This is a genomic window from Nocardia exalbida NBRC 100660, assembly GCF_000308575.1.
Taxonomy (GTDB): Bacteria; Actinomycetota; Actinomycetes; order Mycobacteriales; family Mycobacteriaceae; genus Nocardia; species Nocardia exalbida.
Genome location: NZ_BAFZ01000027.1, coordinates 1 through 25159, shown reverse-complemented (window position 1 = coordinate 25159; position 25159 = coordinate 1). Strand labels below are relative to the sequence as shown.

Annotated in this window: 27 protein-coding genes, 1 tRNA gene and 1 pseudogene; 11 read left to right on the top strand and 18 right to left on the bottom strand. The window is 68.3% G+C overall.

Annotated features, from left to right (window positions below; all coding sequences use genetic code 11):
* Window positions 1-47 precede the first annotated feature (47 nt).
* The 10 genes from prmC to argS form a co-directional block, all read right to left on the bottom strand.
* Window positions 48-926 carry a peptide chain release factor N(5)-glutamine methyltransferase gene (gene prmC, locus ON29_RS06065; protein WP_040865161.1) on the bottom strand — a complete coding sequence of 293 codons (879 nt, stop codon included), beginning with the start codon at window positions 924-926 and terminating at the stop codon, window positions 48-50.
* A gap of 25 nt (window positions 927-951) precedes the next feature.
* Window positions 952-2022: a peptide chain release factor 1 gene (gene prfA / locus ON29_RS06060; RefSeq protein WP_040865160.1), complete on the bottom strand. Its 1071-nt coding sequence runs from the start codon at window positions 2020-2022 to the stop codon at window positions 952-954.
* 81 nt (window positions 2023-2103) lie between these two features.
* The gene (rpmE, locus tag ON29_RS06055; RefSeq protein ID WP_039796334.1) at window positions 2104-2334 is read right to left on the bottom strand and encodes a 50S ribosomal protein L31; all 231 of its coding nucleotides are present in this window, start codon (window positions 2332-2334) and stop codon (window positions 2104-2106) included.
* A 424-nt stretch (window positions 2335-2758) separates the two neighbouring features.
* Window positions 2759-2920, bottom strand: coding sequence for a hypothetical protein (locus ON29_RS35635; protein ID WP_157172667.1), 162 nt, complete (start codon window positions 2918-2920; stop codon window positions 2759-2761).
* A 34-nt stretch (window positions 2921-2954) separates the two neighbouring features.
* A complete protein-coding gene (gene rho / locus ON29_RS06050) occupies window positions 2955-5036 on the bottom strand; it encodes a transcription termination factor Rho (protein ID WP_040865159.1) in 2082 nt (693 codons plus the stop codon).
* A 328-nt stretch (window positions 5037-5364) separates the two neighbouring features.
* A complete protein-coding gene (gene thrB, locus ON29_RS06045; RefSeq protein ID WP_040865176.1) occupies window positions 5365-6318 on the bottom strand; it encodes a homoserine kinase in 954 nt (317 codons plus the stop codon).
* A gap of 25 nt (window positions 6319-6343) precedes the next feature.
* On the bottom strand, window positions 6344-7465 hold the full coding sequence (gene thrC, locus ON29_RS06040) for a threonine synthase (RefSeq protein WP_051174909.1): 1122 nt from the start codon (window positions 7463-7465) through the stop codon (window positions 6344-6346).
* Between the two features lie 23 nt (window positions 7466-7488).
* Window positions 7489-8844, bottom strand: coding sequence for a homoserine dehydrogenase (locus ON29_RS06035; RefSeq protein ID WP_083863263.1), 1356 nt, complete (start codon window positions 8842-8844; stop codon window positions 7489-7491).
* Window positions 8841-10262, bottom strand: coding sequence for a diaminopimelate decarboxylase (gene lysA / locus ON29_RS06030; RefSeq protein ID WP_040865157.1), 1422 nt, complete (start codon window positions 10260-10262; stop codon window positions 8841-8843). Before lysA ends, ON29_RS06035 begins: the two co-directional genes overlap by 4 nt.
* Window positions 10263-10323: 61 nt before the next feature.
* Complete coding sequence (gene argS, locus ON29_RS06025) at window positions 10324-11982, bottom strand: arginine--tRNA ligase (RefSeq protein ID WP_040865156.1); 1659 nt, start codon at window positions 11980-11982, stop codon at window positions 10324-10326.
* Between the two features lie 93 nt (window positions 11983-12075).
* Between argS and ON29_RS06020 the strand changes: the two genes are divergently transcribed.
* From ON29_RS06020 to ON29_RS06010, 3 genes are all read left to right on the top strand, one after another.
* Window positions 12076-12996: a thioredoxin-like domain-containing protein gene (locus ON29_RS06020; protein ID WP_040865155.1), complete on the top strand. Its 921-nt coding sequence runs from the start codon at window positions 12076-12078 to the stop codon at window positions 12994-12996.
* A gap of 461 nt (window positions 12997-13457) precedes the next feature.
* Entirely contained in the window at window positions 13458-14126 is a 669-nt protein-coding gene (locus ON29_RS06015; RefSeq protein ID WP_040865174.1) for a DUF305 domain-containing protein, read from the top strand.
* A gap of 104 nt (window positions 14127-14230) precedes the next feature.
* Window positions 14231-14303, top strand: a tRNA-Arg gene (locus ON29_RS06010).
* 300 nt (window positions 14304-14603) lie between these two features.
* Here ON29_RS06010 and ON29_RS06005 read toward each other — a convergent pair.
* The 6 genes from ON29_RS06005 to ON29_RS05980 all read right to left on the bottom strand — a co-directional run bounded on the left by ON29_RS06005 (window position 14604) and on the right by ON29_RS05980 (window position 17707).
* On the bottom strand, window positions 14604-14861 hold the full coding sequence (locus tag ON29_RS06005) for a Txe/YoeB family addiction module toxin (RefSeq protein ID WP_040865154.1): 258 nt from the start codon (window positions 14859-14861) through the stop codon (window positions 14604-14606).
* Window positions 14858-15364 carry a type II toxin-antitoxin system Phd/YefM family antitoxin gene (locus ON29_RS34250; protein ID WP_063825247.1) on the bottom strand — a complete coding sequence of 169 codons (507 nt, stop codon included), beginning with the start codon at window positions 15362-15364 and terminating at the stop codon, window positions 14858-14860. Before ON29_RS34250 ends, ON29_RS06005 begins: the two co-directional genes overlap by 4 nt.
* Before the next feature lie 163 nt (window positions 15365-15527).
* Complete coding sequence (locus tag ON29_RS05995) at window positions 15528-15905, bottom strand: hypothetical protein (RefSeq protein WP_040865153.1); 378 nt, start codon at window positions 15903-15905, stop codon at window positions 15528-15530.
* Between the two features lie 72 nt (window positions 15906-15977).
* Complete coding sequence (locus ON29_RS05990; protein ID WP_157172666.1) at window positions 15978-16352, bottom strand: hypothetical protein; 375 nt, start codon at window positions 16350-16352, stop codon at window positions 15978-15980.
* A 256-nt stretch (window positions 16353-16608) separates the two neighbouring features.
* Window positions 16609-16815 (bottom strand): DUF397 domain-containing protein, encoded by a 207-nt coding sequence (locus ON29_RS05985; RefSeq protein WP_040865151.1) that lies wholly within the window; start codon window positions 16813-16815, stop codon window positions 16609-16611.
* Window positions 16805-17707: a helix-turn-helix domain-containing protein gene (locus ON29_RS05980; protein WP_040865150.1), complete on the bottom strand. Its 903-nt coding sequence runs from the start codon at window positions 17705-17707 to the stop codon at window positions 16805-16807. The genes ON29_RS05985 and ON29_RS05980 overlap by 11 nt, the downstream gene beginning before the upstream one ends.
* A gap of 158 nt (window positions 17708-17865) precedes the next feature.
* On the opposite strand from ON29_RS05980, the gene ON29_RS05975 reads away from it, so the two are divergent.
* From ON29_RS05975 to ON29_RS05965, 3 genes are all read left to right on the top strand, one after another.
* Window positions 17866-18153, top strand: coding sequence for a hypothetical protein (locus tag ON29_RS05975; protein WP_040865149.1), 288 nt, complete (start codon window positions 17866-17868; stop codon window positions 18151-18153).
* On the top strand, window positions 18128-18418 hold the full coding sequence (locus tag ON29_RS05970; RefSeq protein ID WP_040865148.1) for a hypothetical protein: 291 nt from the start codon (window positions 18128-18130) through the stop codon (window positions 18416-18418). Before ON29_RS05975 ends, ON29_RS05970 begins: the two co-directional genes overlap by 26 nt.
* A gap of 227 nt (window positions 18419-18645) precedes the next feature.
* A complete protein-coding gene (locus ON29_RS05965; RefSeq protein WP_040865147.1) occupies window positions 18646-19308 on the top strand; it encodes a L,D-transpeptidase family protein in 663 nt (220 codons plus the stop codon).
* Window positions 19309-19570: 262 nt separating this feature from the next.
* Here ON29_RS05965 and ON29_RS05960 read toward each other — a convergent pair whose 3' ends face one another.
* Both ON29_RS05960 and ON29_RS05955 read right to left on the bottom strand, forming a co-directional pair.
* On the bottom strand, window positions 19571-20254 hold the full coding sequence (locus tag ON29_RS05960; protein ID WP_040865146.1) for a hypothetical protein: 684 nt from the start codon (window positions 20252-20254) through the stop codon (window positions 19571-19573).
* Window positions 20255-20425: 171 nt separating this feature from the next.
* Window positions 20426-20800: a hypothetical protein gene (locus tag ON29_RS05955; protein ID WP_040865145.1), complete on the bottom strand. Its 375-nt coding sequence runs from the start codon at window positions 20798-20800 to the stop codon at window positions 20426-20428.
* Window positions 20801-20949: 149 nt separating this feature from the next.
* Here ON29_RS05955 and ON29_RS05950 point away from each other — a divergent pair, with 149 nt between their 5' ends.
* From ON29_RS05950 to ON29_RS05930, 5 genes and pseudogenes are all read left to right on the top strand, one after another.
* Window positions 20950-21351: a nuclear transport factor 2 family protein gene (locus ON29_RS05950; protein ID WP_040865144.1), complete on the top strand. Its 402-nt coding sequence runs from the start codon at window positions 20950-20952 to the stop codon at window positions 21349-21351.
* Window positions 21352-21503: 152 nt separating this feature from the next.
* Entirely contained in the window at window positions 21504-22199 is a 696-nt protein-coding gene (locus ON29_RS37950; protein ID WP_040865143.1) for an Rv0361 family membrane protein, read from the top strand.
* 145 nt (window positions 22200-22344) lie between these two features.
* A complete protein-coding gene (locus ON29_RS05940; RefSeq protein WP_245548838.1) occupies window positions 22345-23622 on the top strand; it encodes a metallophosphoesterase family protein in 1278 nt (425 codons plus the stop codon).
* 110 nt (window positions 23623-23732) lie between these two features.
* On the top strand, window positions 23733-24755 hold the full coding sequence (locus ON29_RS05935) for an iron ABC transporter substrate-binding protein (RefSeq protein WP_040865141.1): 1023 nt from the start codon (window positions 23733-23735) through the stop codon (window positions 24753-24755).
* Window positions 24756-24757: 2 nt separating this feature from the next.
* Window positions 24758-25159, top strand: a pseudogene (locus ON29_RS05930) (iron ABC transporter permease); the annotation flags it as partial.

The window sequence follows — 25159 nt, the reverse complement described above, 5'->3', positions numbered from 1 at the left end:
GCACACCGGTTCCGGTGTGCTCGTGCGACAGACGCGCGAAGCGCGGGTCAGGTGTGGGTGGCGGCGACGAAGCGAGGTTTGCCCGCCAGGTCCGGGTGTTCGACGACGTCGGTGAAGACGCCGGTGGCGGTGAGGAGGGCGGCCACGCCGGAGCCGTTGGTGTCGTCGTGCTCGATGGCGGTGGCGCCGCCGGGGCGCAGCAGCCTGGTGATGTTCGGGACCATCCCGCGGATGACCGACAGCCCGTCCGGGCCGCCGAACAGGGCGACGGACGGATCGTGCTCGGCCACCTCGGGGTCGAGGCGAGCGCCCTCCGGGATGTAGGGCGGGTTGGACAGCACGATGTCCACCCGGCCGTTCAGATCGGTGAGCAGTTCGGGATCGGTGGCGTCGTCGGCGTAGAGGGTGATGGGGGTATCGCCCGCGGCGATGCGGTCGTCGGCGTTGCGCCGCGCCCAGACCAGTGCGGCGGGATCGAGTTCGACGGCGTGCACCTCGGCGTCGGGGCGCGCGTGCGCGACAGCCAGCGCGAGCGCTCCGGATCCGGTGCACAGATCGATGACGATCGGCGCGTGATCGTGCGGCAGCGCTTCCAATTGCGCCAGCGCCCACGCGTACAGCAGCTCGGTCTCCGGGCGCGGCACGAAGACGCCGGGGCCGACCGCGAGGTCGAGCGCGCCCATCACGGCCGTCCCGGTCAAGTGCTGCAACGGAATTCGCTCCGCACGACGGGCGACCAGCTCGCGGAACGCGTCCAGCTCGTCCGGCGCCACCAGCGGGCTCAGCGCCAGCCGGGTTCGCTCCACACCGAGAACGTGCGCGGCCAAGTGCTCGGCGTCGGCGCGGGGGCTGTGCACCCCCGCGGTCCGTAACGTCTCGGTGGCGTCGTTGAGGACGGGGCGCAGCGCGACTCGGGTCGTAGACATGGCACCGACTCTGCCCGAACGACAGTTATTCCGCGGCCATACGTGCTTCGCGATCCGCCTTCCCGAGAGCGTCCAGCAGTGCGTCGAGATCCCCGTCGAGCACGGCGTCGAGGTTGTGCGCCTTGAAACCGATCCGATGGTCGGTGATCCGGTTCTCCGGGAAGTTGTAGGTGCGGATCCGCTCGGAGCGGTCCACCGTGCGGATCTGGCTGGCGCGGCCCGCCGCCGCCTCCTGATCTGCCTGTTCTTCCGCCAGCGCCTGCAACCGCGCCGCGAGCACCTGCATGGCGCGCGCCTTGTTCTGCAACTGGGAGCGCTCGTTCTGGCAGGTGACGACGATGCCGGAGGGCAGATGGGTGATGCGCACCGCGGAGTCGGTGGTGTTGACGCCCTGACCGCCCTTCCCGGAGGAGCGGTAGACGTCGATGCGCAGATCCGACTCGTCGATCTGCACCTCTTCGATCTCGTCGGGCTCCGGATAGATCAGCACGCCCGCCGCCGACGTGTGGATGCGGCCCTGCGATTCGGTCACCGGGACGCGCTGCACCCGGTGCACCCCGCCCTCGAACTTGAAGCGCGACCAGACACCCTCGCGCGTCGCGTCACGGCTCTTGATCGACAGCGTCGCCTCTTTGTAACCGCCCAGGTCGGACAGGGTGACGTCGAGGATCTCGACCTTCCAGCCGTGGCGCTCGGCATACCGCACGTACATGCGGGCCAGGTCGGAGGCGAACAGCGCGGACTCCTCGCCGCCTTCCCCGGACTTCACCTCGAGCACGACGTCGTCGCCGTCGTGCGGGTCGCGGGGGGCCAGCAGGTCGGCGAGCGCCTGTTCCAGTTCCTCGACCTGTTGTTCCAGCTCCGGGACCTCCGCGGCGAACGCGGAGTCGTCGGCGGCGAGTTCCCGGGCGGCGGACAGATCGTCGCGCGCCGTCTCGAGCTTGCGATAGGTGGCCATGACCGGAGCCAGCTCGGCGAACCGCTTGCCGACCCGGCGCGCGGCGCCCGCATCGTTGTGCAGCGACGGATCGGCCAGCTGCGTCTCCAGGCCCGCGTACTCGGCCAGGATGTCGTCGATGGCGGACGGTTGCGTCACAGTGCTTCCTTCTCCTGATGCCGGTCCATACAAAACACCGACGCCCGGCCTGCGCAGCAGGACCGGGCGTCGGCGAGGAAGCTACTTGGCGTCGGCCTTCTTGCCGGCACGCTTGCCGTAGCGGGCCTCGAAGCGGGCCACGCGGCCACCGGTGTCGAGGATCTTCTGCTTGCCGGTGTAGAACGGGTGGCACTGCGAGCAGACCTCGACGGTGATGTGTCCCGACTCCTTGGTGCTGCGAGTCTGGAAGGTGTTGCCGCAACCACAGACGACCGTGGTGTCGACATACGTCGGGTGAATTCCTGCCTTCATGGATGTCCTCTCGATTGTGGTCGCCGGGTCGCCCGCGCGTGCAAGCGCTGAGCGTGAACCGGAACCGACTAGGCGGGAGCTCTGCTCACCTGAGCAGACGCAACGACGGTTCAGTATGCCAGAACTGCCGTTACGCTCCCAAAACGCCCCCGGCGGGTGGTTTGTTCCCGCCCAGGTAATCCCCTGCCGTTCCCGCCCCTGGAAGTCCGGGCACGCGAATCGGCGCCGCCTCCGGGACCCTGAAGTCGGGTAGTCCGCTACTCGGGAACGTGAACAAATTCGTTCATAGAGTTGCATACCTGGTGCACATCGGCGTGCCGAGACAGGAAGGAGACCTCGTGAACATCCGAATCGCGTCCGCGATCCTCGTTCTGCTGACTCTCGCGGTCGCCGTCGGTTTGTTCGCGCTCCCGGCAGGCACGCCCTATCCGGCTCCGGAGAACGCCGTGTACATCGGGGCTTCCGGGTCCGCCGCGCCGAACTCCGGGGTGGGGACGTGTGCGCTCGTCATGAGCTTCCTGATCTGCGGCGCCGCCACGATCGGTGTGGCGTTCTTCGGCCCCGGAGCGCCGAAAGGGTCCCGCATCAGCGGGACCCTTTCGGCCGAACAGCTGGTCAGCTCACTCGTCGAGCGCGCCGGGTGCGGTCTTGCTCACCTGCATCAGGAACTCGAGGTTGTTCTTGGACTTCTTCAGACGGTCGATCAGCAGATCGATCGCCTGGTGCGAGTCCAGGCCGGACAGTACGCGGCGCAGCTTGTGCAACACCGCCGCCTCGTCGGGGCTGAGCAGTAGTTCGTCCTTGCGGGTACCGGACGGGTTGACGTCCACCGCGGGGAACACTCGCCGCTCCGCGATCTTGCGGTCCAGCTTGAGCTCGGCGTTACCGGTGCCCTTGAACTCCTCGAAGATCACCGTGTCACCGGTCGACCCGGTCTCCACCATCGCGGTGGCGATGATCGTGAGCGAGCCGCCGTTCTCGATGTTGCGCGCCGCGCCGAGGAACCGCTTGGGCGGGTACAGCGCGGTGGAATCCACACCACCGGAGAGGATTCGGCCCGAGGCGGGCGAGGAGTTGTTGTACGCGCGCCCGAGCCGGGTGATCGAGTCGAGCAGCACGACGACGTCCTTGCCCATCTCCACCAGGCGCTTGGCGCGCTCGATGGCGAGTTCGGCGACCGAGGTGTGGTCTGACGGCGGACGGTCGAAGGTCGAGGAGATGACCTCGCCCCGTACCGAACGCTGCATGTCGGTGACCTCTTCGGGACGCTCGTCGACCAGCACCACCATGAGGTAGACCTCGGGGTTGTTGGTCGCGATCGCGTTCGCGATGTCCTGCAGGATCGTGGTCTTACCCGCCTTCGGCGGCGACACGATCAGGGCGCGCTGGCCCTTGCCGATCGGCATGATCAGGTCGATCACGCGGGTGGTCAGCTTGTTCGGCTGAGTTTCCAGCCGGAGGCGCTGGTTCGGGTACAGCGGGGTGAGCTTGCCGAACTCGGGACGGCGCTTGGCCGCCTCGACGTCACCGCCGTTGACCGTGTCCAGCCGCACCAGCGGATCGAACTTCTGGCGCTGGTTGGACTGTTCGCCGTCGCGCGGAGCGCGCACCGCGCCGGTGATCGCGTCACCACGGCGCAGGCCGTTCTTGCGGACCAGGTTCATCGACACGTAGACGTCGTTCGGCCCGGCCAGGTAACCCGACGTGCGGACGAAGGCGTAGTTGTCGAGTACGTCGAGGATGCCCGCGACCGGCTGGAGGACGTCGTCCTCGCGGATCTCGAGCTCACGGGCCTCGCCGCCACCGGTCTCGCGGTCGCGCCCACGACGACGCTCACGGAAGCGGCGTCCCCGCCGTCCGCGACCGCCTTCCTCGTCGTCACCGCCGCGGCCGCCCGCGCTACCGTTCTGGCTCTGGCCGCGCTCGCCCTGGCCACGGTCGCTCTGACGGTCGCCTTGGCCGCGCTCGCTCTGACGCTCACCCTGGCCACGGTCACTCTGACGGTCGCTCTGGCCACGGTCACTCTGACCACGGTCGCGGCGACGCTCGCCGCCCTGGTCGGCGTCCTGCTTCGATTCGTCGGAACGCGTCTCGGCGGGTGCGGTCTCGGTCGCCGATCGCGCCTGGTCACGACCACGGCGCTGCCGGCCACGGCCGCGCTGGCCGCTCTCCCTGCCGGACTCCTCTGTGGTCTCGGTCGCCGTGGACGATGCCGACTCGGCCGCGTTCGTGGCGGCGGGCGCGGAATCGGCGGGGGCCGTCTTCGCCGGGGCGGGAGCCTCGGTGGGCGCGGCCGAAGCCGCGGACGTCACGTCGAGGGTCGCCTGCTCGGCCTTGGCCGGCGCCGCGGAAGCGGCGGTCTTGGCGGGGGCATCGGCTTTGGCGGGGGTGTCGGCCTTGGCGGTTACCGCGGACTTGGCCTCGCTCTTGGCGGGCTTTTCCGCCTTGGCTGCCGCCGCCCTTCCGGCGGCCTGATTCTCCTTGATGGCGGCGATGAGATCGCCCTTGCGCATCCCGGAGGTGCCTCGGATACCGAGCTCCCCCGCAAGCGCGCGCAACTGCGGCAACAACATTCCAGTCAGCCCCGATCGTGCGACGTCGGTGTGTTCGCTCATCTTCGAAATCTGTCCGGATTCACTTTCGCGCTCGCCCGTCGGGTTCGATTCCACGCCGGGTGTCGCGAGCAGGTCCGTATCTGTCACGGAAATCCTTTCCTTCCCTCGATCGCCGTGTGCTGTTTCGAGGGTTCGTCCCGCAGCCCGGGCATTCTGCCGGACTGGGATGCGTCCGTCCGGGCGCTGTGTGCCGTATCACCTGCTCCGCCGGACCGGCGGCTTCTCCACCATTGGTGAAAGGTGGGGAGAGATCATTCCAGTTGCGCAGCTACGCAGCACCCCCATGGCCTGGAGGCTCGAGCCTGGAGCCTGCTGGAGCGATTGCCCTGATGAAGCACCGGCGTCTGATGCGCACGATGTACGGACTTGCCCAGGATAGCTGTCCATTGCGAATCTCGGCAAGACAGACTCGCCGTCAGTCGACCAGGACACCTTCGGCGATTCCCGGCTCCACCACGCGCAGGCCGTCGGCCGCCGCCAGTTCGCGTAGTTCCGCTGGAAATTCGCTGGTACCCAGGGCCAGGATGGTCGGGCCCGCCCCGGAGACGGTGGCCGCGATCCCCGCGGTGCGCAGGCGGGTGATCCAGGCCGTGGTCAGCGGTAGCGCGGGGGCACGCTGGGCCTGGTGCAGACGGTCCGCGGTGGCCGGCATCAGCAGGTCGGGACGCTGCGTCAGCGCCACCACGGCCAGCGCGGCGCGGCTGACGTTGAACGCGGCGTCGCCGTGCGGCACGACGTCGGGCAGCAGGCCGCGGGTGTGCGCGGTGGACGAGCGCTCCTCGGGGATCAGCACGATCGGACGCACCGCGGGATGGGCCTCGAGCCGCACCGCGCGGTAGGTGCGGCCGTGATATTCGGTGCCCGGAGCCTCGTCCGCCGGACGCTCGCTCTCGGTCCACGAGACCACGATCCCGCCGAGCACACTGGCCGCCGCGTTGTCCGGATGACCCTCGAATTCCGCGGCCAGCTGGACCATTCGGTCGGCCGGCGTGGCCAGCGCCGGATCCAGCTTCGCGGCAAGGGCGCACCCCGCGGCGAGTCCGCCGACCACCGCCGAGGCCGAGGAGCCCAGACCGCGCGAATGCGGAATCACGTTGCGGCACACCACATCGAGACCGTCGGCCCACACACCGGCCGACTCCAGGCCGCGCTCGATCGCGCGGACCACGAGATGTGAAGGGCCCCATGGCACATCGTCGGCACCCTCGCCCTCGACCCGGACGGTGAGCCCGGAATCGGTGGTGCGCACCTGGATCTCGTCGTAGATCCCCAATGCCATGCCGAGCGAGTCGAACCCGGGACCGAGGTTCGCGGTGGACGCGGGTACCCGGGCGGTCACGGTCAGACCGGCGGGCAGCGTCGCGCTCATGAGCTGGCTCTCGCGCGAATTCAACTCAGGCCAGCTCTAGTTCGGCGGCGACCGCGACCGGGTCGACCGCGACCGGCTGCACCTGCGGCAGGCCCAGCAGGGCGGTGTCGGGATCCTTCAGACCGTTGCCGGTCACGGTGCACACCACGGTGAGCCCGGAGTCCAGCCAGCCCTCCTTGCGGGCGGCGAGCACACCGGCCACACCGGCCGCCGACGCGGGCTCGACGAACACGCCCTCGGTGGCCGCGACGAGGCGGTACGCGTCGAGGATCTCCTCGTCGGTGGCGGCGCGGAACGCGCCACCCGACTGCTCCTTGGCCTCGACGGCGCCGTTCCAGGAGGCGGGCGCGCCGATCCGGATCGCGGTCGCGATGGTCTCGGGGTCCTTCACCGGTGCGCCGTTGACCAGCGGGGCAGCGCCCGCGGCCTGCACGCCGAGCATGCGCGGCAGCGCGCCGGTGACGCCGTCGGCGTAGTACTCCCGGTAGCCACGCCAGTACGCGGTGATGTTGCCCGCGTTGCCGACGGGAAGGGCGTGCACGTCGGGCGCCTTGCCGAGCACGTCGCAGATCTCGAAGGCCGCGGTCTTCTGGCCCTCGATGCGCGCCGGGTTCACCGAGTTCACCAGGCCGACGCTGGGGAAATCGGCGGTGACCTTGCGGGCGAGTTCGAGGCAGTCGTCGAAGTTGCCCTGCACCTGGATGATCTTCGCGCCGAGCATGACCGCCTGGGCCAGCTTGCCCATCGCGATCTTGCCCTGCGGGATCAGCACGGCGCAGCTCATGCCCGCGCGGGTGGCGTACGCCGCGGCGGATGCCGAGGTGTTGCCCGTGGACGCGCACAGCACCGCTTGCTGGCCGCGGTACTTGGCGTCGGTCATCGCCATCGTCATGCCGCGGTCCTTGAACGAACCGGTCGGGTTCAGGCCCTCGACCTTGAGGTACACGTCGCACCCGGTGATTTCGGACAGGTGCGGCGCGGGCACCAAGGGCGTGCCGCCCTCGAACAAGGTGACCGGCTCCCAGTCGGCCGCGCCCGCGAGCCGGTCGCGGTAAGCCGCGATCAGGCCCGGCCAGCGGGAATGCACTCCTGCCTGGGGCGCGACGCCCGTCGTACGGCCCCCCGGCTCCCGGCCGCCACCCCTCATGGAGTCGCTGCGCGACGCTGTGGTCATTCTTCGGTGCCTTCCAATCTCAGAACGCTGGTCACAGATGTGACGGATGCCATTTCCGCCAGGGCGGCCACGGTGTCCGCGAGCGCCGACTCCACTGCGTGGTGGGTCACCACGACGAGGCGCGCACCCGAGCCGTGCCCTTCTTGACGGACGGTCGAGATGCTCACCCCGTGATTGGCGAATTCGCCCGCCACCGCCGCCAGAACCCCGGGACGGTCCTCGACCTGGAGGTTGACGTGATAGCGGGTGGGCGTATCGCCGATCGGCGCGATCGGTAGCTCAGCATAAACCGATTCGCCGGGAGCGCGACCCCCGTAGAACTTGTTCCGGGCCGCCATCACCAGATCGCCGAGGACGGCGGAGGCGGTCGGAGCGCCGCCCGCGCCCTGCCCGTAGAACATCAGCCGCCCGGCGTTCTCCGCCTCGACGACGACCGCGTTGAAGGCTCCGGTCACCGCGGCCAGCGGGTGCTTGCGCGGAATGAGCGCGGGGTAGACGCGCACCGAGACGCGCTCTTTGCCGCCGTCCTCCGGTCCCGGCTCGCCGGGACCCGCGTCCACCCGCTCGCAGATGGCCAGCAGTTTGACCGTGCAGTCGAGCGCCGAGGCGGTCTCCAGGTCCTCGGCGGAGATCCGCGAGATGCCCTCGCGGTACACGTCGGCGGCGGTGACCCGGGTGTGGAAGGCCAGCGAGGCGAGGATCGCGGCCTTGGCCGCGGCGTCGTAGCCCTCCACGTCGGCGGTCGGATCGGCCTCCGCGTAGCCCAGCCGGGTGGCCTCGGCCAGCGTCGCCGAGTAGTCGGCGCCGGTCTCGTCCATCGCGGAGAGGATGAAGTTGGTGGTGCCGTTGACGATGCCGACGACCCGGTTCACCCGGTCGCCCGCCAGCGACTGGATCAACGGGCGCACCACGGGGATGGCGCCCGCGACGGCGGCCTCGAAGTACAGGTCGGCGCGGCTGCGCTCGGCGGCGGCGGCGAGTTCACCGGTGTAGTCGGCCAGCAGGGCCTTGTTCGCGGTCACCACGGATTTGCCCGCGTTCAGCGCGGCCAGGATCAACCGGCGCGGCGGATCGATGCCGCCGATCACCTCCACCACCAAGTCGACGTCGTCGCGGGCGACCAGTGCGTCGGCGTCGGTGGTCAGCAGGCCCGCGGGAAGACCGCGGTCGGTGTCGAGGTTGCGGACCGCCACACCGCGTAGCACCACGGGGGCGCCGACGCGGGAACGCAGGTCCTCGGCGTGCTCGCGCAGGATGCGCACGACCTCGGTGCCGACATTGCCCATGCCAAGGACCGCGACACCGATCGGGCGATCGGTCCCCCACGCACCCTTGTTCGCGTTCGCCGTCACGCTTCCACCTCCAAGCTGAGCAGGTCCGCCACCGTCTCCCGGCGAAGGATCAGGCGTGGCTGTCCGTCCCGCACCGCGACGACCGCGGGACGGGTCAACTGGTTGTACCGGCTGGACATCGAGTAGCAGTACGCGCCGGTGGCGGCGACGGCGACCAGGTCGCCGGGGCCGACATCGGCGGGCATCCAGGTGTCCCGGATGACGATGTCGCCGCTCTCGCAATGCTTTCCGACGACGCGCGCGACCACCGGCCCGGCCTGCGACGACCGCGAGACCAGGCGGCAGTCGTAGTCGGCCTGATACAGCGCGGGCCGGATGTTGTCGCTCATCCCGCCGTCGACGCTCACGTAGCGGCGGCGCAGGCCACCGTCCAGCGAGACGTCCTTGATGGTGCCGACCTCGTAGAGCGTCACCGTGCCGGGCCCCGCGATGGCACGGCCGGGCTCCACCGCGATCACCGGCGTGGGCAGGCCCGCGCGTTCGGCTTCGGCCGCGACCAGCTCGCGCAGGTTCGCGGCGAACCGGTCCAGCGGCGGCGGGTCGTCCGACGGCAGATACGAGATCCCCAGTCCGCCACCGAGATCCAGCGTCGCGATCTGCGCGGTGCGATCGACGCCGAACTTGTCGATGGCCTCCCGCAGCAGGCCGAGCATGCGCCGCGCGGCGATCTCGAAGCCGTCGATCTCGAAGATCTGCGAGCCGATGTGGCTGTGCAGGCCGACCAGGCGCAGGTTGTCGGCGTCGAAGACGCGCGCGAGCGCCTCCATCGCGTCGCCGCCCGCGATCGAGAAGCCGAATTTCTGGTCCTCGTGCGCGGTCGAGATGTATTCGTGGGTATGGGCTTCCACCCCGACGGTGACCCGGACCAGCACGTCCTGCACCACGCCGGCGCGGATCGCGACGGCTTCCAGGCGCTCGATCTCGATGAGCGAGTCGACCACCACGTGGCCGACACCGGCGGACACCGCCGCTTCCAGTTCCTCGACGGATTTATTGTTGCCGTGCAACGCGATTCGCTCCGCGGGGAAGCCCGCGTGCAACGCGATGGCCAGTTCGCCGCCGGAGCAGACGTCCAGCGCCAGGCCCTCGTCCCGGATCCAGCGGGCGACCTCGCCGCACAGGAACGCCTTGGACGCGTAGTGGACTCGCGCGTTCGCCCCGAAGGCGCGGACCATGTCACGGCAGCGGGAACGGAAGTCGTCCTCGTCGACCACGAACAGCGGAGTGCCGAACCGCTCGGCCAGCTCGTATACCGGCACGCCCGCCAAGTGCACGATGCCGGCCTCGTCGCGAGTGGCGTTGCGCGGCCACACGTTGGCGGGCAGGTCGATCATCTGCTTCGGATCGCTCGGACGCTCCGGCAGGTTCGGCGCGTGCGGAATCTCGGCATGCCGTGGACCGGCGGGATGCGCGCTCATTCTCCGACCTCGCTGTGCTCGCTCACTGAGCCTTCCTTCCTCGCTGTGGTCGACCGGCCGGTCACATGCGCTCCGGCGCGCCGACGCCGAGCAGGGCCAAGCCGTTGGCCAGGACCTGGCGGGTCGCGTTGACCAGAGCGAGCCGAGCCGCGTTCGTCGGGGAGACGGGGTCGTCGCCCAGCGGCAGGACGCGCAGGTTCTTGTTGGTCTGGAAACGGTGGTACGCGCCGGCCAGCTCCTCCAGGTAGCGGGCCACCCGGTGCGGTTCACGCAGGCTCGCCGCACCGGCCACCACGCGCGGGTACTCGCCGAGGGTGCGGATCAGCTCGCCCTCCTCCTCCGCCGACAGCAGCGCGAGGTCGGCGGTGACGGAGTCGTAATCGAACTCGGCGGCGTTGCGGGCGATGGACGCGGTCCGCGCGTGCGCGTACTGCACGTAGTAGACCGGGTTCTCGTTGCTCTGGCTGGCCCACAGGTTCAGGTCGATGTCGATGCTCGAGTTCACCGACGAGCGCACCAGCGAGTAGCGCGCCGCGTCCACGCCGATCGCCTCGACCAGGTCGTCGAGCGTCACCACGGTGCCCGCCCGCTTGCTCATCTTCACCGCGACGCCGTCGCGCAGCAGGTTCACCATCTGCCCGATCAGCACCTCGACGGTCGCCGGATCGTCGCCGAACGCGGCCGCGGCGGCCTTCAGCCTGCCGATGTAACCGTGGTGGTCGGCGCCGAGCATGTAGATGCACAAGTCGAAGCCGCGGGAGCGCTTGTCCTGGAAGTAGGCGATGTCGCCTGCGATGTAGGCGGCTTTGCCATCGCTCTTGAGGACCACCCGGTCCTGGTCGTCACCGTATTCCGAGCTGGCGATCCACCAGGCGCCGTCCTTCTCGTACAGGTCGCCGGAGTTCTTCAGCCGCTCCACGGCCTGCTCGACCGCGCCGGAGGCGAACAGCGAGCTCTCGTTGAAGTAGACGTCGAAGTCGGTGCCGAACTCGTGCAGCGACTCCCTGATGTGCGCGAACATCAGCTCGACGCCCTCGGCCCTGAACACCTCGAGGCGCTCGGCCTCCGGCTTGCTCAGCGCGTCCGGGTGCGCGGCCAGGATCTTGTCGGCGATCTCGCCGATGTAGGCGCCCGCGTATCCGTTCTCCGGGGTCGGCGCGCCGGTGGCGGCCGCGACCAGCGAGGCGGCGAACCGATCGATCTGCGCCCCGTGGTCGTTGAAGTAGTACTCGCGCACCACGTCGGCGCCCTGCGCGGCCAGAATGCGGCCCAGCGCGTCGCCGACCGAAGCCCACCGAGTGCCGCCCAGATGCACGGGACCGGTCGGGTTGGCCGAGACGAACTCGAGGTTGATCCGGGTGCCCTTCAGCGACTCCGCGGTGCCGTACGCGGCGCCCGCGGCGAGTATCCGCTCGATGATCGCGCCCTGCGCGGAGGCCGCGAGGCGGATGTTCAGGAACCCGGGCCCGGCGACCTCGGCGGCGGCGACGCCGTCGGCCTCGGCCAGCGCGTCGGCCAGCCAGGTGGCCAGGTCACGCGGCTTGGTTCCGGCGCGCTTGGCCACCTGCATCGCGACATTCGTGGCATAGTCGCCGTGTTCGGGGTTGCGGGGGCGTTCCACGGTGACCTCGTCGGGCAGGACCGCAGGGTCCAGTCCACGTTCGACAAGCACCTTCGCCGCTGTCGAGCGAAGGAGATCTGCAAGGTCAGCTGGAGTCACGAGTCTCTATCCTATGGTCTTGGCGGGTGTACACCTCGGGGTGGGCACTGCGCAGCCAGCGGATCCATCAACGTCGAAAGAGCACACTGAGCGATGCCTAGCAGTCCCAGCGCCAAATCGGCCAAGGCCGCCAAGGCCGCGGCGAAGTTGTCAGATCCCCGCAAGCGAGGCAGACAAGGACAGCTTCCGAAGAAAACCCGGCAGATCCCCTGGCCGGCCATCGGCGCGGCCGTAGTAATCATCGCATTGATCGGCGCACTGGCTTACAACCTGGTCCCCAAGTACCGGGAAAAGGCCGACCTGGACAAGTACACGCCGAGCGCGCAGAAGAAGGACCCGTCCGACGGGATCGCGGGTGTGGTGAAGAAGGAATACCCCGCCGGTCTGCACATCGCGGCCAACCAGCGCGTGGCCTACGACCAGGCGCCGCCGTTCGGCGGTCCGCACGACCAGTCCTGGGCGACCTGCACCGGCATCGTCTACAGCAAGCCGATCCGGGTGGAGAACGCGGTGCACTCCCTCGAACACGGCGCGGTGTGGATCGCCTACAACCCGGACAAGGTGAACGCCGACGGCATCGCCACGCTGAAGGCGAAGGTCGAGGGCAAGCCGTACACGATGATGTCGCCTTACCCCGGCCTGGATTCGGCCGTCTCGCTGCAGTCCTGGGGTCATCAGCTGAAGCTGGACAGCCCGGACGACAAGCGCGTCGGCCAGTTCATCACCGCGCTGCGGCTGAACAACTACGCCTACCCCGAAGTGGGCGCCGACTGCTCGACCATCGTCTTCGACACCGACAACCCGCCGCCGTTCGACCCGACGCCGCCCGGACCGGACGCGGTGCCGATGGACGGCAAGGGCCTGCAGCAGGACCAGGCCGAACTCGGTGGTGCGCCCGGCGGCCTGCCCGGTGTGCCCGGCGTTCCCGGTCTTCCCGGCCTGCCGGGTATGCCCGGCGCGCCGGTGCCCGCGCCGCCCGCCCCTGCCCAGCCCGCCCCCGGCGCGGGGCAGTAGTGGCCGCCGATCGGAATCGCGGAGCCTCCGCTGCGCCAGGTGATCCCGAAGCCACCGGCTCGGGCCGAGGCAAAGCCGCGAGGTCCGGTGGTGACGAAGCGACCGGATCCGGCGACCGCGCGGCGTCGACCGAACCCGGCACTCGTGCGGTGACCGGGACCGGTGGTGGCGACGTCATCGGATCCGGCGCTTCCGAAACCGTCGGGTCCGGCAGTTCGGAAAGCACCGGCTCCGGCACTCGTGAGGTCACCGGGTCGGACGGTCGCGAAGCCACCGGATCCAACGAACGCGCAGCATCGGGCGGTCGCGACGCGTCGCGCGAAAGCACCGGAGTCGCCGAGGAGGCTCACATTTCGGTCGACAAAGCACCTGTCGGGTCCGGCACGGGCGAAGCACCAGCCGGATCCCACGATCGCGAAGCGACCGGACCAGATGCCCGCGAAGCACCGGCCGGGTCCGGCATCGGGGGACAGTTCCGCCGACAGCGCACCGCGCTGCTGACCCTCGGCATCATCGGGGCCATTCTCATCGGCTTCGCGATCGGCGTGCTGGCCCGGATTCCGCTGGACAGGTCCCCGGAACCGGATCCGGACCCTGTCGACGTCGGTTTCAGCCAGGACATGTCGGCGCATCACGCGCAAGCGGTCGAAATGGCGGGCGTGGTGCTGGTTCGTTCCACCGACACCGAGGTGCGCCGTCTGGCCTACGACATCCTCACCACCCAGCAGAGCCAGATCGGGCGCATGCAGGGGTGGTTGCAGCTGTGGGGCGAACCCGCGCAGGGCCTGGACGGGTTCATGGGCTGGATGACCGAACCGATGGGCGGCCACGACCACGCCGGCGCGAACATGCCGCATCACTCCGGCCCGGTGTCCGCCATGCCCGGCATGGCCACGCCCGCCGAACTCGCGGCGCTGCGCCAGGCCACCGGCCCCGCCCTGGACACCAAGTTCCTCCAGCTCATGCTGCGCCACCATCAGGGTGGGCTGTCGATGATCGACTACGCCGCCCAGCACGCAGCCACCACAGCGGTGCGCACCCTCGCCGAAACCATGGCCACAACCCAGCGCGGCGAATCCGATCTGATGACCACCATGCTCACCGCCCGAGGCGCCGCCCCCCTGCCCTGACCCGAAACCACCGCCGCCCGCGCTTTTTGGCGGACGGCCACCGATACGATAGGCTGACCCAGCCCGATCGGACCGCCTCCCCGGCCCCGACCGAGTTCTATCCCGCCCTCGTAGCTCAGGGGATAGAGCGTCTGCCTCCGGAGCAGAAGGCCGCAGGTTCGAATCCTGCCGAGGGCACGCACGACAAAGGCCCCATGACCAGCACACTTGCTGGCAGGGGCCTTTTTCGTCTGCAATCTCAGCCTGCCTCGATGACACGAGTTGGCACAACCTCGCCCGAAGTCTTCGCCGCCTCCCTCTGCGCCCCGGCGCACTTCGCACCGCCGTCGCGCTGAGACGCGCAGCGCGTACTGATGAGGCGTCGCCCGCACCGATGTTCCCGTCCGGTCGCATCAGCATGAACCGAAGGAGTGCCGGGCACGGCCTCTGGGGGCGACCCTCGGTCGCGCCGACCTGCGGTGGTCGCACCCGCTTTGATTACTCGTAGTGGAAGCGACAGGCGATGATCACGACCGTGTCGTCCTCGATGACGTACACGATCCGGTGATCAGTCGTGATCCGTCGCGACCAGTAGCCAGCCAGATTGTGTTTCAGCGCTTCTGGCTTTCCGATGCCTTCGTAGCCGTTGCGCTTGATATCCGCGATCAGCGTGTTGATGCGCCGCAAGATCTTCTTGTCGTTGGCCAGCCACCATTGGTAGTCGTCCCAGGCAGATTCGGTGAATGTAAGTTTCACTTACCCGCCTTGCGACGAGTCACCTTGCGCTCGGACTCGGGAAGACCCACTCGCGATAACCACGCACTGACCATGCGCAGGGCGGCTGAGAATTCCTCCGGATCGACGTTTTCGGGGGCCGCAAGAACCGGGGAAACCAGATCATCGAGGTAGCGAGCGGCCCGAGGGAACTCGGCGTCGAAGTGGGGGGGCCGCGCGGAATAGACCCGCACCCACGGACGCTTCGTCTCCCCATCATCCTCGTCTTCGGCAACGTCGACCAGTTCGCGAGGCGTTGCGCCGCCGCCACGATGCTCTGCGATAGAACGTTCGAGATGTCGCGCATTAGCCGGATTGCCCAGCAAGTACGCGGTCTCCTGGAGTGCCTGATACTCGCTGAGCGCGACAACAACGGCAGGCTCGTGACCCGCGCGAGTGATCACCACCTCTTCCAGGTCTTCGGTGGCAGTGTCGAGAACCGATGCGAAGTTAGCTCGCGCCTCGGTATAGCTCATCGGCTTCATGACCTTACTGTACAGGATTCTGTACAGATCGTCGCGATGTCACCACGTTTCACAGCTGCAAGCCCACGCCGCCGGACACCGGCGGACCGAACCGCCGGTGACGGATCCACGATGACCGAGCAGATACTGCAGCATCCGCCCCCGGGCGACTGCGGGGCGGGAGTCAGTCCAGTAGGCGGTGACAGACGCTTGCGTCCGCGCCACGACCGTAGGCCCGTTCGAAGTCCTCGTAGCCCGGATCTATCTTGTCGTTCAGGTAGTACGGGACAAGCGCAGCCTCGACGCTGTTGCACACCCATGTCTCGCCCGATCCGCTGTTTCGCAGCTGGAAGGTGATCCAGTGGTGGCCGGTCAGAGGAGCGCCCGCCGAGGCCGTGCATTCGCGGCCTTTGACGGAGCCGAAGTGCGGTAAGTCGATCGTGTAGCCGCAGGTGTAGGTCGGCAGAACTTGCGCACCGGCGGCGGGGGCGGTCAGCAGACCGGCGGTAACGGCCAGCAGGAGTATCGGCAGCCCGAGGCGTGCCAGGCGGATTGTGCTCATCGCGGTTCCTGTCGAAATCGGAATCAATACTTCTAGGCACTCGTGAACAGCTGTCTCGCGCGGACCGCGCGGTCAGATCGGGCGGCAGTTGCTCGCGTCCACCCCGGCGTTGAGCACCGCCTCCGCCTCGTAAGCTCCCATTCCCGGATGGATCGGCTTGCCGAGGTGCGGGAATGCGCCACCGCACTCCCATTTCTCACCGGTGAAGCTGTTCTCCATCCGGACCGGATAGAAATAGTTGCCGTCCAGCGGAGCGCCCGGTGACGCGGCGCACTTGCGCGCTCGCATCGAGCTGAATATCACGACGTAGTCGGTGATGGGCGTGTACTTGCAGGTGTAGGTCGGCAGCGGGGGCTGCGCCACGGCAGTGGGAGCCGTCGCCAGACCAGCGGAAGCGGCCAGCACGAGCACGGGAAGCCCTAGGAGGGTCAGACGGGTGGTGATCATCAAGGCTCCTACGTGAGAACTGATCACTGTCGCGCAACCCTCACCGACCGGCCTGAAGAAATCCTTAACGACTGGTAAGCACGGTCGACCGGGCGCGGCTTCCGTGTGGAACCTTTCCGGCCGGAGTGTCCGGACTTGCCGACTTCGGGATTCGCTACCTCAATCGACGGCAGAATGCCGTCGTACCGATCGCCGACGTCGCCGCGCTGCGGGAGCTGCCGCTGGTCGAGGTACGCCTCAGCAAGGTTGCGGTAGCTTATGCCCGGTCGAACCCGCCACGGACCACGCCGGTGGTGAAGGCGTCCCACTCGCCGGGCGTGAAGATCAGCGCCGGACCGGTCGGGTTCTTCGAGTCACGGACGCCGACCGTGCCTCCGGCCAGGTGGGCGACCTCGACACAGTCGGCCCCACCTTGACTATGGCTCGATTTGAACCAGCACGCTCCGGACAAGTCAGCGTTCACGGTCGAACTCCCTCGCTATCTCTCGCAACAGGTCACGGCTCGGGCGGACGTCCGGTCCTGCCTGCTGAAGCATCGCGAATGCCTCACGGAATCTGAGCACATCCGCTGGCCCTTCAAGGTACGCGGCGCCGGTGTAGTTCTCGCAATAGATGACCGGGGGCTCCGTCAACTTGCCACGCCCGTCGCGGGCGAAGTCCAAGATGGTGAACGGTGGTAGGGCTGCGCCGAGCGGGATCCCGGCGTGGAACGGCAGTATCCGGATATCGACGTTGGCCAGAGTGCTCATATCTGCGAGGTGCCTCGACTGGGCGGTCATGACACGGCGGTTACCGACCACAGTTCGCAGCACGGACTCATGGAGCACGAACGACGCTCTTGTCGGGTTACGCGATCGGGTGAGAATGTGTTGCCGCTGAGCACGAACCTGAATACGGCGTTCCAACTCCTCTTCTGTGTCTTCTGTGAAGTAATGCCGATCGATAGCCCGCGTGTAGTCCGGTGTCTGTAGCAGTCCCGGTATGAGCAATGGCTGATAACTCGCCAATTCTGCCGCGCTGGCTTCCAACCCGACATACAGGTTGAACCACGCCGGGATCAAATCTCCATAGGTATGCCACCACGACTTCGCCGGTGTCTGTTCAGCGAGCACCCTGGCGACAGCCGCGTTCTCGTCAGTCAATCCATAGATCTCACACAACCCTGAAACGTCACGGACCCTGACCTTTTCGGTCAATCCGCGCTCCAGGCGGCTCAGGGTAGATTTGTTCCACTCCATGAGGGACGCGGCCCGTTCCAGGGTGAAACCCGATCCCTCCCGAGCCTCTTTCAGATACCTGCCGAGCTGTCGGCGCGGCAGCGTGCTGCCCGTTTCCTCCGCGTGGTCGTCTGCCATGCACGTCTCCCCTGCCGTTGCATTCCGAGATCTCTGTTTGTTGCGGTCCGCGCCGATCGTAGGCGGCGTCGCACAACCCGAGCTGGTGATTTGCGCGAGTTTGCCCACGGAATGTGTTGCGCTGCCGCGTGACCGACGACCCGCCCATCCTTTGCCGCATGCCACCGGACATCCCACTCAGCAGAATTCAGGCCGACGTGCTGGCAGCGCTCGAGCCGGGCGGAATCCTGTCCGTCGACGCGCTGGCGAAGACGGTGGACCTCACCGGATGGCGGGTGCGCCGCGCGTTACCGCCGCTCGAGTCGGCGGGGCTGATCGTGCATGCCGGGCTGGTCCGCCGTCGCGGATACCAGATCACAGCCGACGGCAGGCGGGCGCTCTCCGCCCACGGCGGGATCGACACCACGCGAGCGAGGCTGGATGTTGCGCCGCACGACGTTTGGTGACCACACCGTCCTCTGGCAGATCGCACGAGGGGCGCGGATCGCGATCGAATCACTGATCGACCATGCGGCGGCTACCTCGGCCTACCGGATGAGAATGGACGGCTCGATCGTCGATATTCCGAACGGCGACCCCGGCGTGATCTTCTTCGGGGAGTGCGACCACCGCCCCGACCTCGCCCAGGTCCGCGAGTGGTTCCCCGAACGCTTCCACCTCTGGGACGCGGTCAGATCCGACTACTGGAACGCCGTAGCACCACGTCGATAACGCGAGTGGCCTACCACGGACAGGCCTATTCGACGTATGCCCCAGCCATGTGCCGTTCACCGACTCGCCCGCTGGGAAGCGGTGGTGAATACGATGGCATCGGGTGATGGTCTTTCGGCCGGACGCGCACGGGCACCATGCGAGATGTCGGGCATCGGCTACGCGGAGGAGCGTGAATAGTATTGGCTGACGCTGGGACCCGGCGCGGGCGGGTACCGCGCTGGACCGTGACAGGGGTTTTGGTGGCGGTCGCGGTGGTCGGGATCGTATCGGTGACCGGACTCAGCGGAAGGAGGCCGCCGTTCGATCCGGACGCGGTGCCGGGCAGTCAAGTCATCTGGGTGACGGCGCCCGCCGGGGCCGATCGGGGGACGCTGGAATTGTGGCAGCGGAAGCGGTTTCGGCGGTGGGAGCGGACGTTGGCGGTGCCCGCCTGGGTGGGCAAGGCGGGTATTTCGCGGGAGGCGAGGGAAGGGGCGGCGTTCACGCCGGAGGGCACGTTCGCGTTGACCGAGGGCTTCGGCCGGTTACCTCACGCGGGCGCGAAGCTTCCCTACCTGTCGGTGGACCCGTCGAATACCTGGTGGTGGGTGTCCGACACGGCGAGCCCGCTGTACAACCAGAAGTACCAATGCGCCGAGGGCGAGTGCCCGTTCGACACCACGCTCAGCGAGAATCTCGGCCGGACCGATCCGCAGTACAACTACGCGCTGGTCATCGACTACAACCGCTTTCCGGTCGTGCCGAATCGGGGCTCGGCTTTTTTCGTCCATGTGGAGGTCGGCAGGCCGACGGCAGGTTGCGTCGCGGTCGGCGACGACGTCATGCGTACGTTGCTGACCACCCTCGAGCCGTCGCGGAAGCCTGTTATCGGCATCTACGCGATCTGAATCCGTTGCCGCGACCGGCTCGATGGCGATGCTCGGTTACTCGGCCGAACGGAGCGACATCCGCTCGCGCCGCACGGTCACCAGACCGGCCACCGGCGGCAACCAGCCCGCCGACAGCTGCGAACGTCGAATCCGGCGATCGACCGACCGACGGCGTCGGATACGTAGACGAGGGATCTCTCGAACGCCGCCGTCATACGGAAGAAGGGCCCCGGAAGCCGGAGCCCTTCTCGAATGGTGGTTGTCGCCTGTGATCAGAGGGTCACGCCAGAGGTTCGGTGGGCTTGGCGGCGGACGTGAGGACGCCTGCGTTGGTGAGGTAGGTGAAAGCGGGGGCCGTCAGACCAGGCTCGAGGAAGTAGAAATGAGCCTTGGTGACGGTGCCGTTCTCGGTGGCGTCGCAGAGGGCGTGCAGGGCGGTGGGGTCGACGGTGAGGGCGGTGAGCTTGCCCGCCTCGTAGTCCATCTCCACCCACTTCGCGTGGATGGCGGCGCTCATGACGCTGCCGGTGAAGCTCTCCCGGTCGGAAGCGGCGCTCAGGCCCATTTCGAGACCGTCGTCGAGGTCGGTCGGCGTGTGCTGCCAGCGGCCGAACTCCCACCAGCGCACGAAGCTGACCGGGCCGTCGACGCCGCCGGGCAGCTTTGCCGCCGGTTCCACCGAGCGCACCCAGGCGGGCGCCGCGGCGAGCGGATCGTAGGAGGTCCCGGCGACTTCGTTGTCCTCGTCCCGCCCGAATAGCAGCGCGCGGTCGCCGGGATATCTGACCAGCGAGTACCAGTTGCCCTCGCCGTCGTCGCTGATCAGCCGGCCACCTTCCACTCCGGCCGTCTGCCCGATCTCCTGTCCGCTCGCGACCCGATCCGTGCGAGTGGCGGCGGTGATCACGTCCAAGACGGTCACGCGCGCCCACAGCACCTCGGGATGCGGCAACTGAAATCCCATGCCGGGCAACGTATCACCGGCCCCCTACGGCGACAACCGATCGGCAACCGGCCGGACAACCCGTATGGTCGCGCGCCCCCGCCCTGGCAAACAGAGGCGAACCGGGCACTCACAGGGGTCTCGCAAACCCGGAGACGAAGGGCAAATCAATAGCTATGAGGGACTACCCGATCAGGCAGACTCCGGTTCGGATCGCTCGGTGCGCCGGGGGCGCAGCGCGTAGGCCGGGACCAGCTGGTCGCGCACGTGCAGGTCCGGGCGACCGTCGGCGAACTGGATGCTGTAGGTCACCCGTCCCATCCAGTCCCCGTCGACGGTGGGGAACCAGTGCGTCAAGGTGCCGGGGCGCTCACCGCGCATGACGACTCCCGCGCCGTTGACGTGCCGCGGGGTGCCGGGGTCGCGGACCAGGATCGCGTCCAGCCGCACCCACACCGGGCGCGGCGGGTAGGTCAGTGTCCGGTAGTAGTGGCCGGTCCTGTTCGGGTAGACCAGCTCCGGTCCCGTGCCTTCGGTTCGCGGCGTTTCATCGCTTATCGAACCCATGTTCGAATGTTAGCCGGACATATGCGGCAAGCACCAGGCAACCCGGTCTCGAATCGGACGACATGACTCCGGCCACACGACTATGGCAGTCGCGCCCGCGACGTTCTAATATGATCGTTCTAGAACAATCACTTCAGAAGGAGTCGGACATGTCCGTGAAAAGCGAGGTCGTCAAGGGTTTCTACACCGCTACGCAGGCGGGTGACGGACCGGCGATCCTGGCCCTACTGCATCCGGAATTCGAAGTGCGCACCGCCCCGGGCATGCCGTGCGGCGCGGGCGGCGCCTTCCACGGCCCGCTGGCGGCCATGGCGCGGATCTGGGGCGCGGTTGCCAGGGACTTCGACACCGCGCCGTTCGACGAGACCTGGCAGGAGACCACGGACGGCACCGTCGTGGTGACAGGTCACTATCGCGGCGCGGCCCGCGCGACCGGCCGCGAGTACGAGGCCGAGTTCGTGCACCTGTGGCAGGTCGACGACGAAGGCCGCATCACGCGACTGCACCAGTACACCGACACCGCGCGCTGGCACGCCGCATTGGCCGCCTGACGCCGCCGAAACCGTTCGCCGCGCGTCCGGCCACCGCACCTCGGCGACATCGCCCGTCGCCCCGCCCGAACGATCCCACCCGTTTGGTTTCCGCTACCCCGGGCACGCCTTGGCGTAAAGATCCAGGCACCGGGGGCAGACCGGAGGACGAGATGACTTATCCGCCGGGCGGGCAACCGCCGGATGATCGACCGCCCCACCCGCAACAACCCGAGCCTGGCTATCCTCCGCTCGGACAAGGGCAGCCTCCTTCGGGCCCGGGTAACCCGCCCCCCGAACCCGGTCAGCCACCCTGGGACTCTGGTTATCCACCACCCGGACCCGGGCAGCCACCATCGGCCCCTGGTTATCCACCACCCGGCTACCCGCCCTGGGGATATCCGCCGCAGCCCAAGAAGGGCCACACCGGCTTGATCGTCGGCTTGGTGGCGATAGTCGCTCTGGTGATCGCGGGCGCGATGATCGCGGGGGTGTTCCTTACCTCGCAGGGCAGAGGTCCGCTCGCCTCGGACGAGAAGCGAATCGAACTCGCGATTCGCGACTTCTACGAGACCCTCGACACCCGCGGCTTCCGCGCGGCGGCCGAGCAGGCGTGCGCGCACGAACGCGCCGCGTTCGAGGCGATGACCGAGAGCGAGAAGAGCGAATTCGACAGCACCTCGATCTCGGTCACCATCGATAGGATCGAGGACATCGTCGTCACCGGAGACACCGCGACCGCGAAGGTCACCGGCAAGCTCACCGTCGCGGTGCCCGGCCGGCAGCCAGACACCGAATCCAGCACCACCGAGCATCTGACGAAAGAAGACGGCAAGTGGAAGGTCTGCTCCGCGGAGGGCACGCGCTGATCGCATGCACCCACGCATGAGTTGTTGCGGACCGAACCGCAGAACCGTTCTCGGGGCACTCGGCCTCGCCGCACTCCTCCCCTTCGCCGGTCGAACGAGAGCTCGAGCACTGCCGGACGCGGCCGTCGCCACCGATCTGGAAGTCGTGACGATCACCGACACCTCGGTGATCCTCACCTGGACCACGCTCGCCCCCGACTCGGCCGGCCGGCTGATCCCCGTCGACGCCGACACCCACGTACGGATCGGCCCCGCCGACTCGGCGCGCGCGCCGGTGCCGGTCTTCGCCGACGACCACCCGACGCCGTTCCACTATGCCGAGATCGGCGGGCTCGAACCGGGCCGCGCCTACCGCTTCGAAGCCTGGTCGGCGGGTCTGCGCGCCACGCCCGCACTCTCGCTCACCACGTCCGATCCCGCCGCGCCGGAAGCACGCGGCGAGTTCACCACCCTGGTTCCGCCGCCGGGCCGCAGGCTGCGCACCCTGGCGCTGGCCAACGATGTGCACTTCGGCGAACAGGTCAGCGGGCTGATCGCCGGTGACCTGCCGCCCGGCGTCCGGCAGGGCCCCGGCCTCGCGCCCTATCCCGAGGTGATGCTGGCCGGTGTGCTGGACGACCTGCGCCGTCCCGACCGGGGAGCCGAACTGCTACTGCTCGCGGGCGACCTGACCGCCGAAGCCTCCGAGCTCGACACCCGCACGGTGCGGGCCCGGCTCGACGGGTGGGGTGCGCTCGGCCGCGACTACCTCGCCGTGCGCGGCAATCACGACCGGCCGCACACGGGCGGCGAGTACGCCGGTTGCGCCCCCGCGCCCGCCGATCACCGTGACTGCTGGGCCGATGCCTTCTCCGCGCGCCAGCAACTCGTCGAGCACGAGGTGGGCGGTCTGCGCGTGCTCGGCTTGGATACCAGCAGCCTGGACGGCGCGGGCGGGTCCATCGAGCGCGCGCAATTCGATCATCTCGCCGAACGTCTGCGCGCCGATCCGGATCGGCCGACCCTGCTGTTCGGCCACCACCCGGTCACGACCGAGTCCGGGCTGACCAACCTCGCCGGACCGGGTTTCGTGCTCGACGGACGCGACAGCGGCGAACTGCAAGCGCTCTACACCCGCTCCCCCGGCGTCTTCCTACAGCACAGCGGCCACACCCACCGCAACCGTCGCACCAGGCCGGACGTGCCGTGCGCGGTGGAGTTCCTCGAGGTCGCCGCGGTCAAGGAGTATCCGGGCGGCTACAGCCTGCTGCGCCTCTACGAGGGCGGCTACATGGTCAACTTCTACAAGACCCGCACCGAGGACGCGCGGCGCTGGAGCGCGCTCACCCGCGGCGAATACTTCGGACTGCTTCCGGACTACACGCTGGGCACCTGCGCCGATCGCAATCACGTTGTGCCGCGCGATTTCTCGGGTCTGCGGTAGCTGGCGCGCGGGTTCGCCGCATCCGGGAAACGTTTGCGCACGTCGGACGCTGTATCTTCCTTAGGTAAGCCTCAACATATGCAACGGGGAACGCGGTCGGAAGGACGAGGATGAAGCCGGTCAGATGGAAGACGATTGCCGCTGGATTGGTCCTCGCGATGACGGCGCTCGGCAGCACGGCTTGCTCGAATTCCTCCGACGACGCGAACGAGATCACCGTCTACAACGCGCAGCACGAGTCGCTCACCAAAGAATGGGCCGACGCGTTCACCAAGGAAACCGGCATCAAGGTGACGTTGCGCCAAGGCGGTGACACGGCGCTGGGCAACCAGCTGGTCGCCGAGGGCGCTGCCTCGCCCGCCGACGTCTTCCTCACCGAGAACTCCCCCGCCATGGCGTTGGTGGAGAACGCGGGCCTGTTCGCCGACGTGAACGCCGAGACGCTGGCACAGGTGCCCGCGCAGTTCCGCCCGTCCACCGGCAAGTGGACCGGCGTGGCCGCGCGCTCGACGGTTTTCGTCTACAACAAGAACAAGGTCCAGCCCGGCCAATTGCCCGCCTCGCTGCTCGACCTGGCGCAACCGCAGTGGAAGGGGCGCTGGGGCGCTGGCGTTTCCGGCGCCGACTTCCAGGCCATCGTCGCCGCCCTGCTCGCGCTGAAGGGCGAGGACGCCACCCGCGCCTGGCTGAAGGGCATGAAGGAGAACGCGACGCCGTTCCCGAACAACGTCGCCACCATGAAGGCGGTCAACTCCGGTAGCCCGGACGGCGGCGTCATCTACCACTACTACTGGTACCGCGACCAGGCGAATACGAAGGAGAGCAGCGGCGACACCGCCCTGCACTACTTCAGGAACCAGGACCCGGGCGCCTTCGTCAGCATCTCCGGCGGCGGCGTGCTGAAGGCGAGCAAGAAGCAGGAGGCGGCGCAGAAGTTCCTGGCGTTCATCGTCGGCAAGGCGGGGCAAGAGGTGTTGCGTGACGGCACGTCGCTGGAATACCCGGTCGCCAGCGGCGTGGCCGCGAACCCGGCGCTGCCGCCGCTGGCCGACTTGCAGGCTCCGGCGATCGACCCGTCGAAGCTCGATTCGAAGAAGGTCACGCAGCTGATGACCGAAGCCGGTCTGCTGTAGCCGTGGCACTGCGGAACGTCGTCGCGCCGCCCCGGGTCGGCAGACCGGGGCCGGTGGTCACGGGCGTCGCGCTGCTGCTGGTGGCGGCTACGTTCGTGCCGCTCGGGTACATCGTTTCGACCGTTTTCTCCACCGGTGTCGATCAGGCGGCGGAACTGGTGTTCCGGCCCAGAGTCGGTGAGCTGCTGGGCAATACGGCCGCGCTGGTGGCGTGCACCGTGCCGATCTGCGTGGCGCTCGGCGTCGGGCTGGCCTGGGTGGTCGAACGCACCGACGTGCCGGGGAAGTCGTGGTGGGGACCGGTTTTCGCGGCTCCGCTGGCGGTGCCCGCCTTCGTCAACAGCTACGCCTGGGTCAGCGTCTTCCCGACCATGCACGGTCTTCGGGCGGGGGTGGTGATCTCC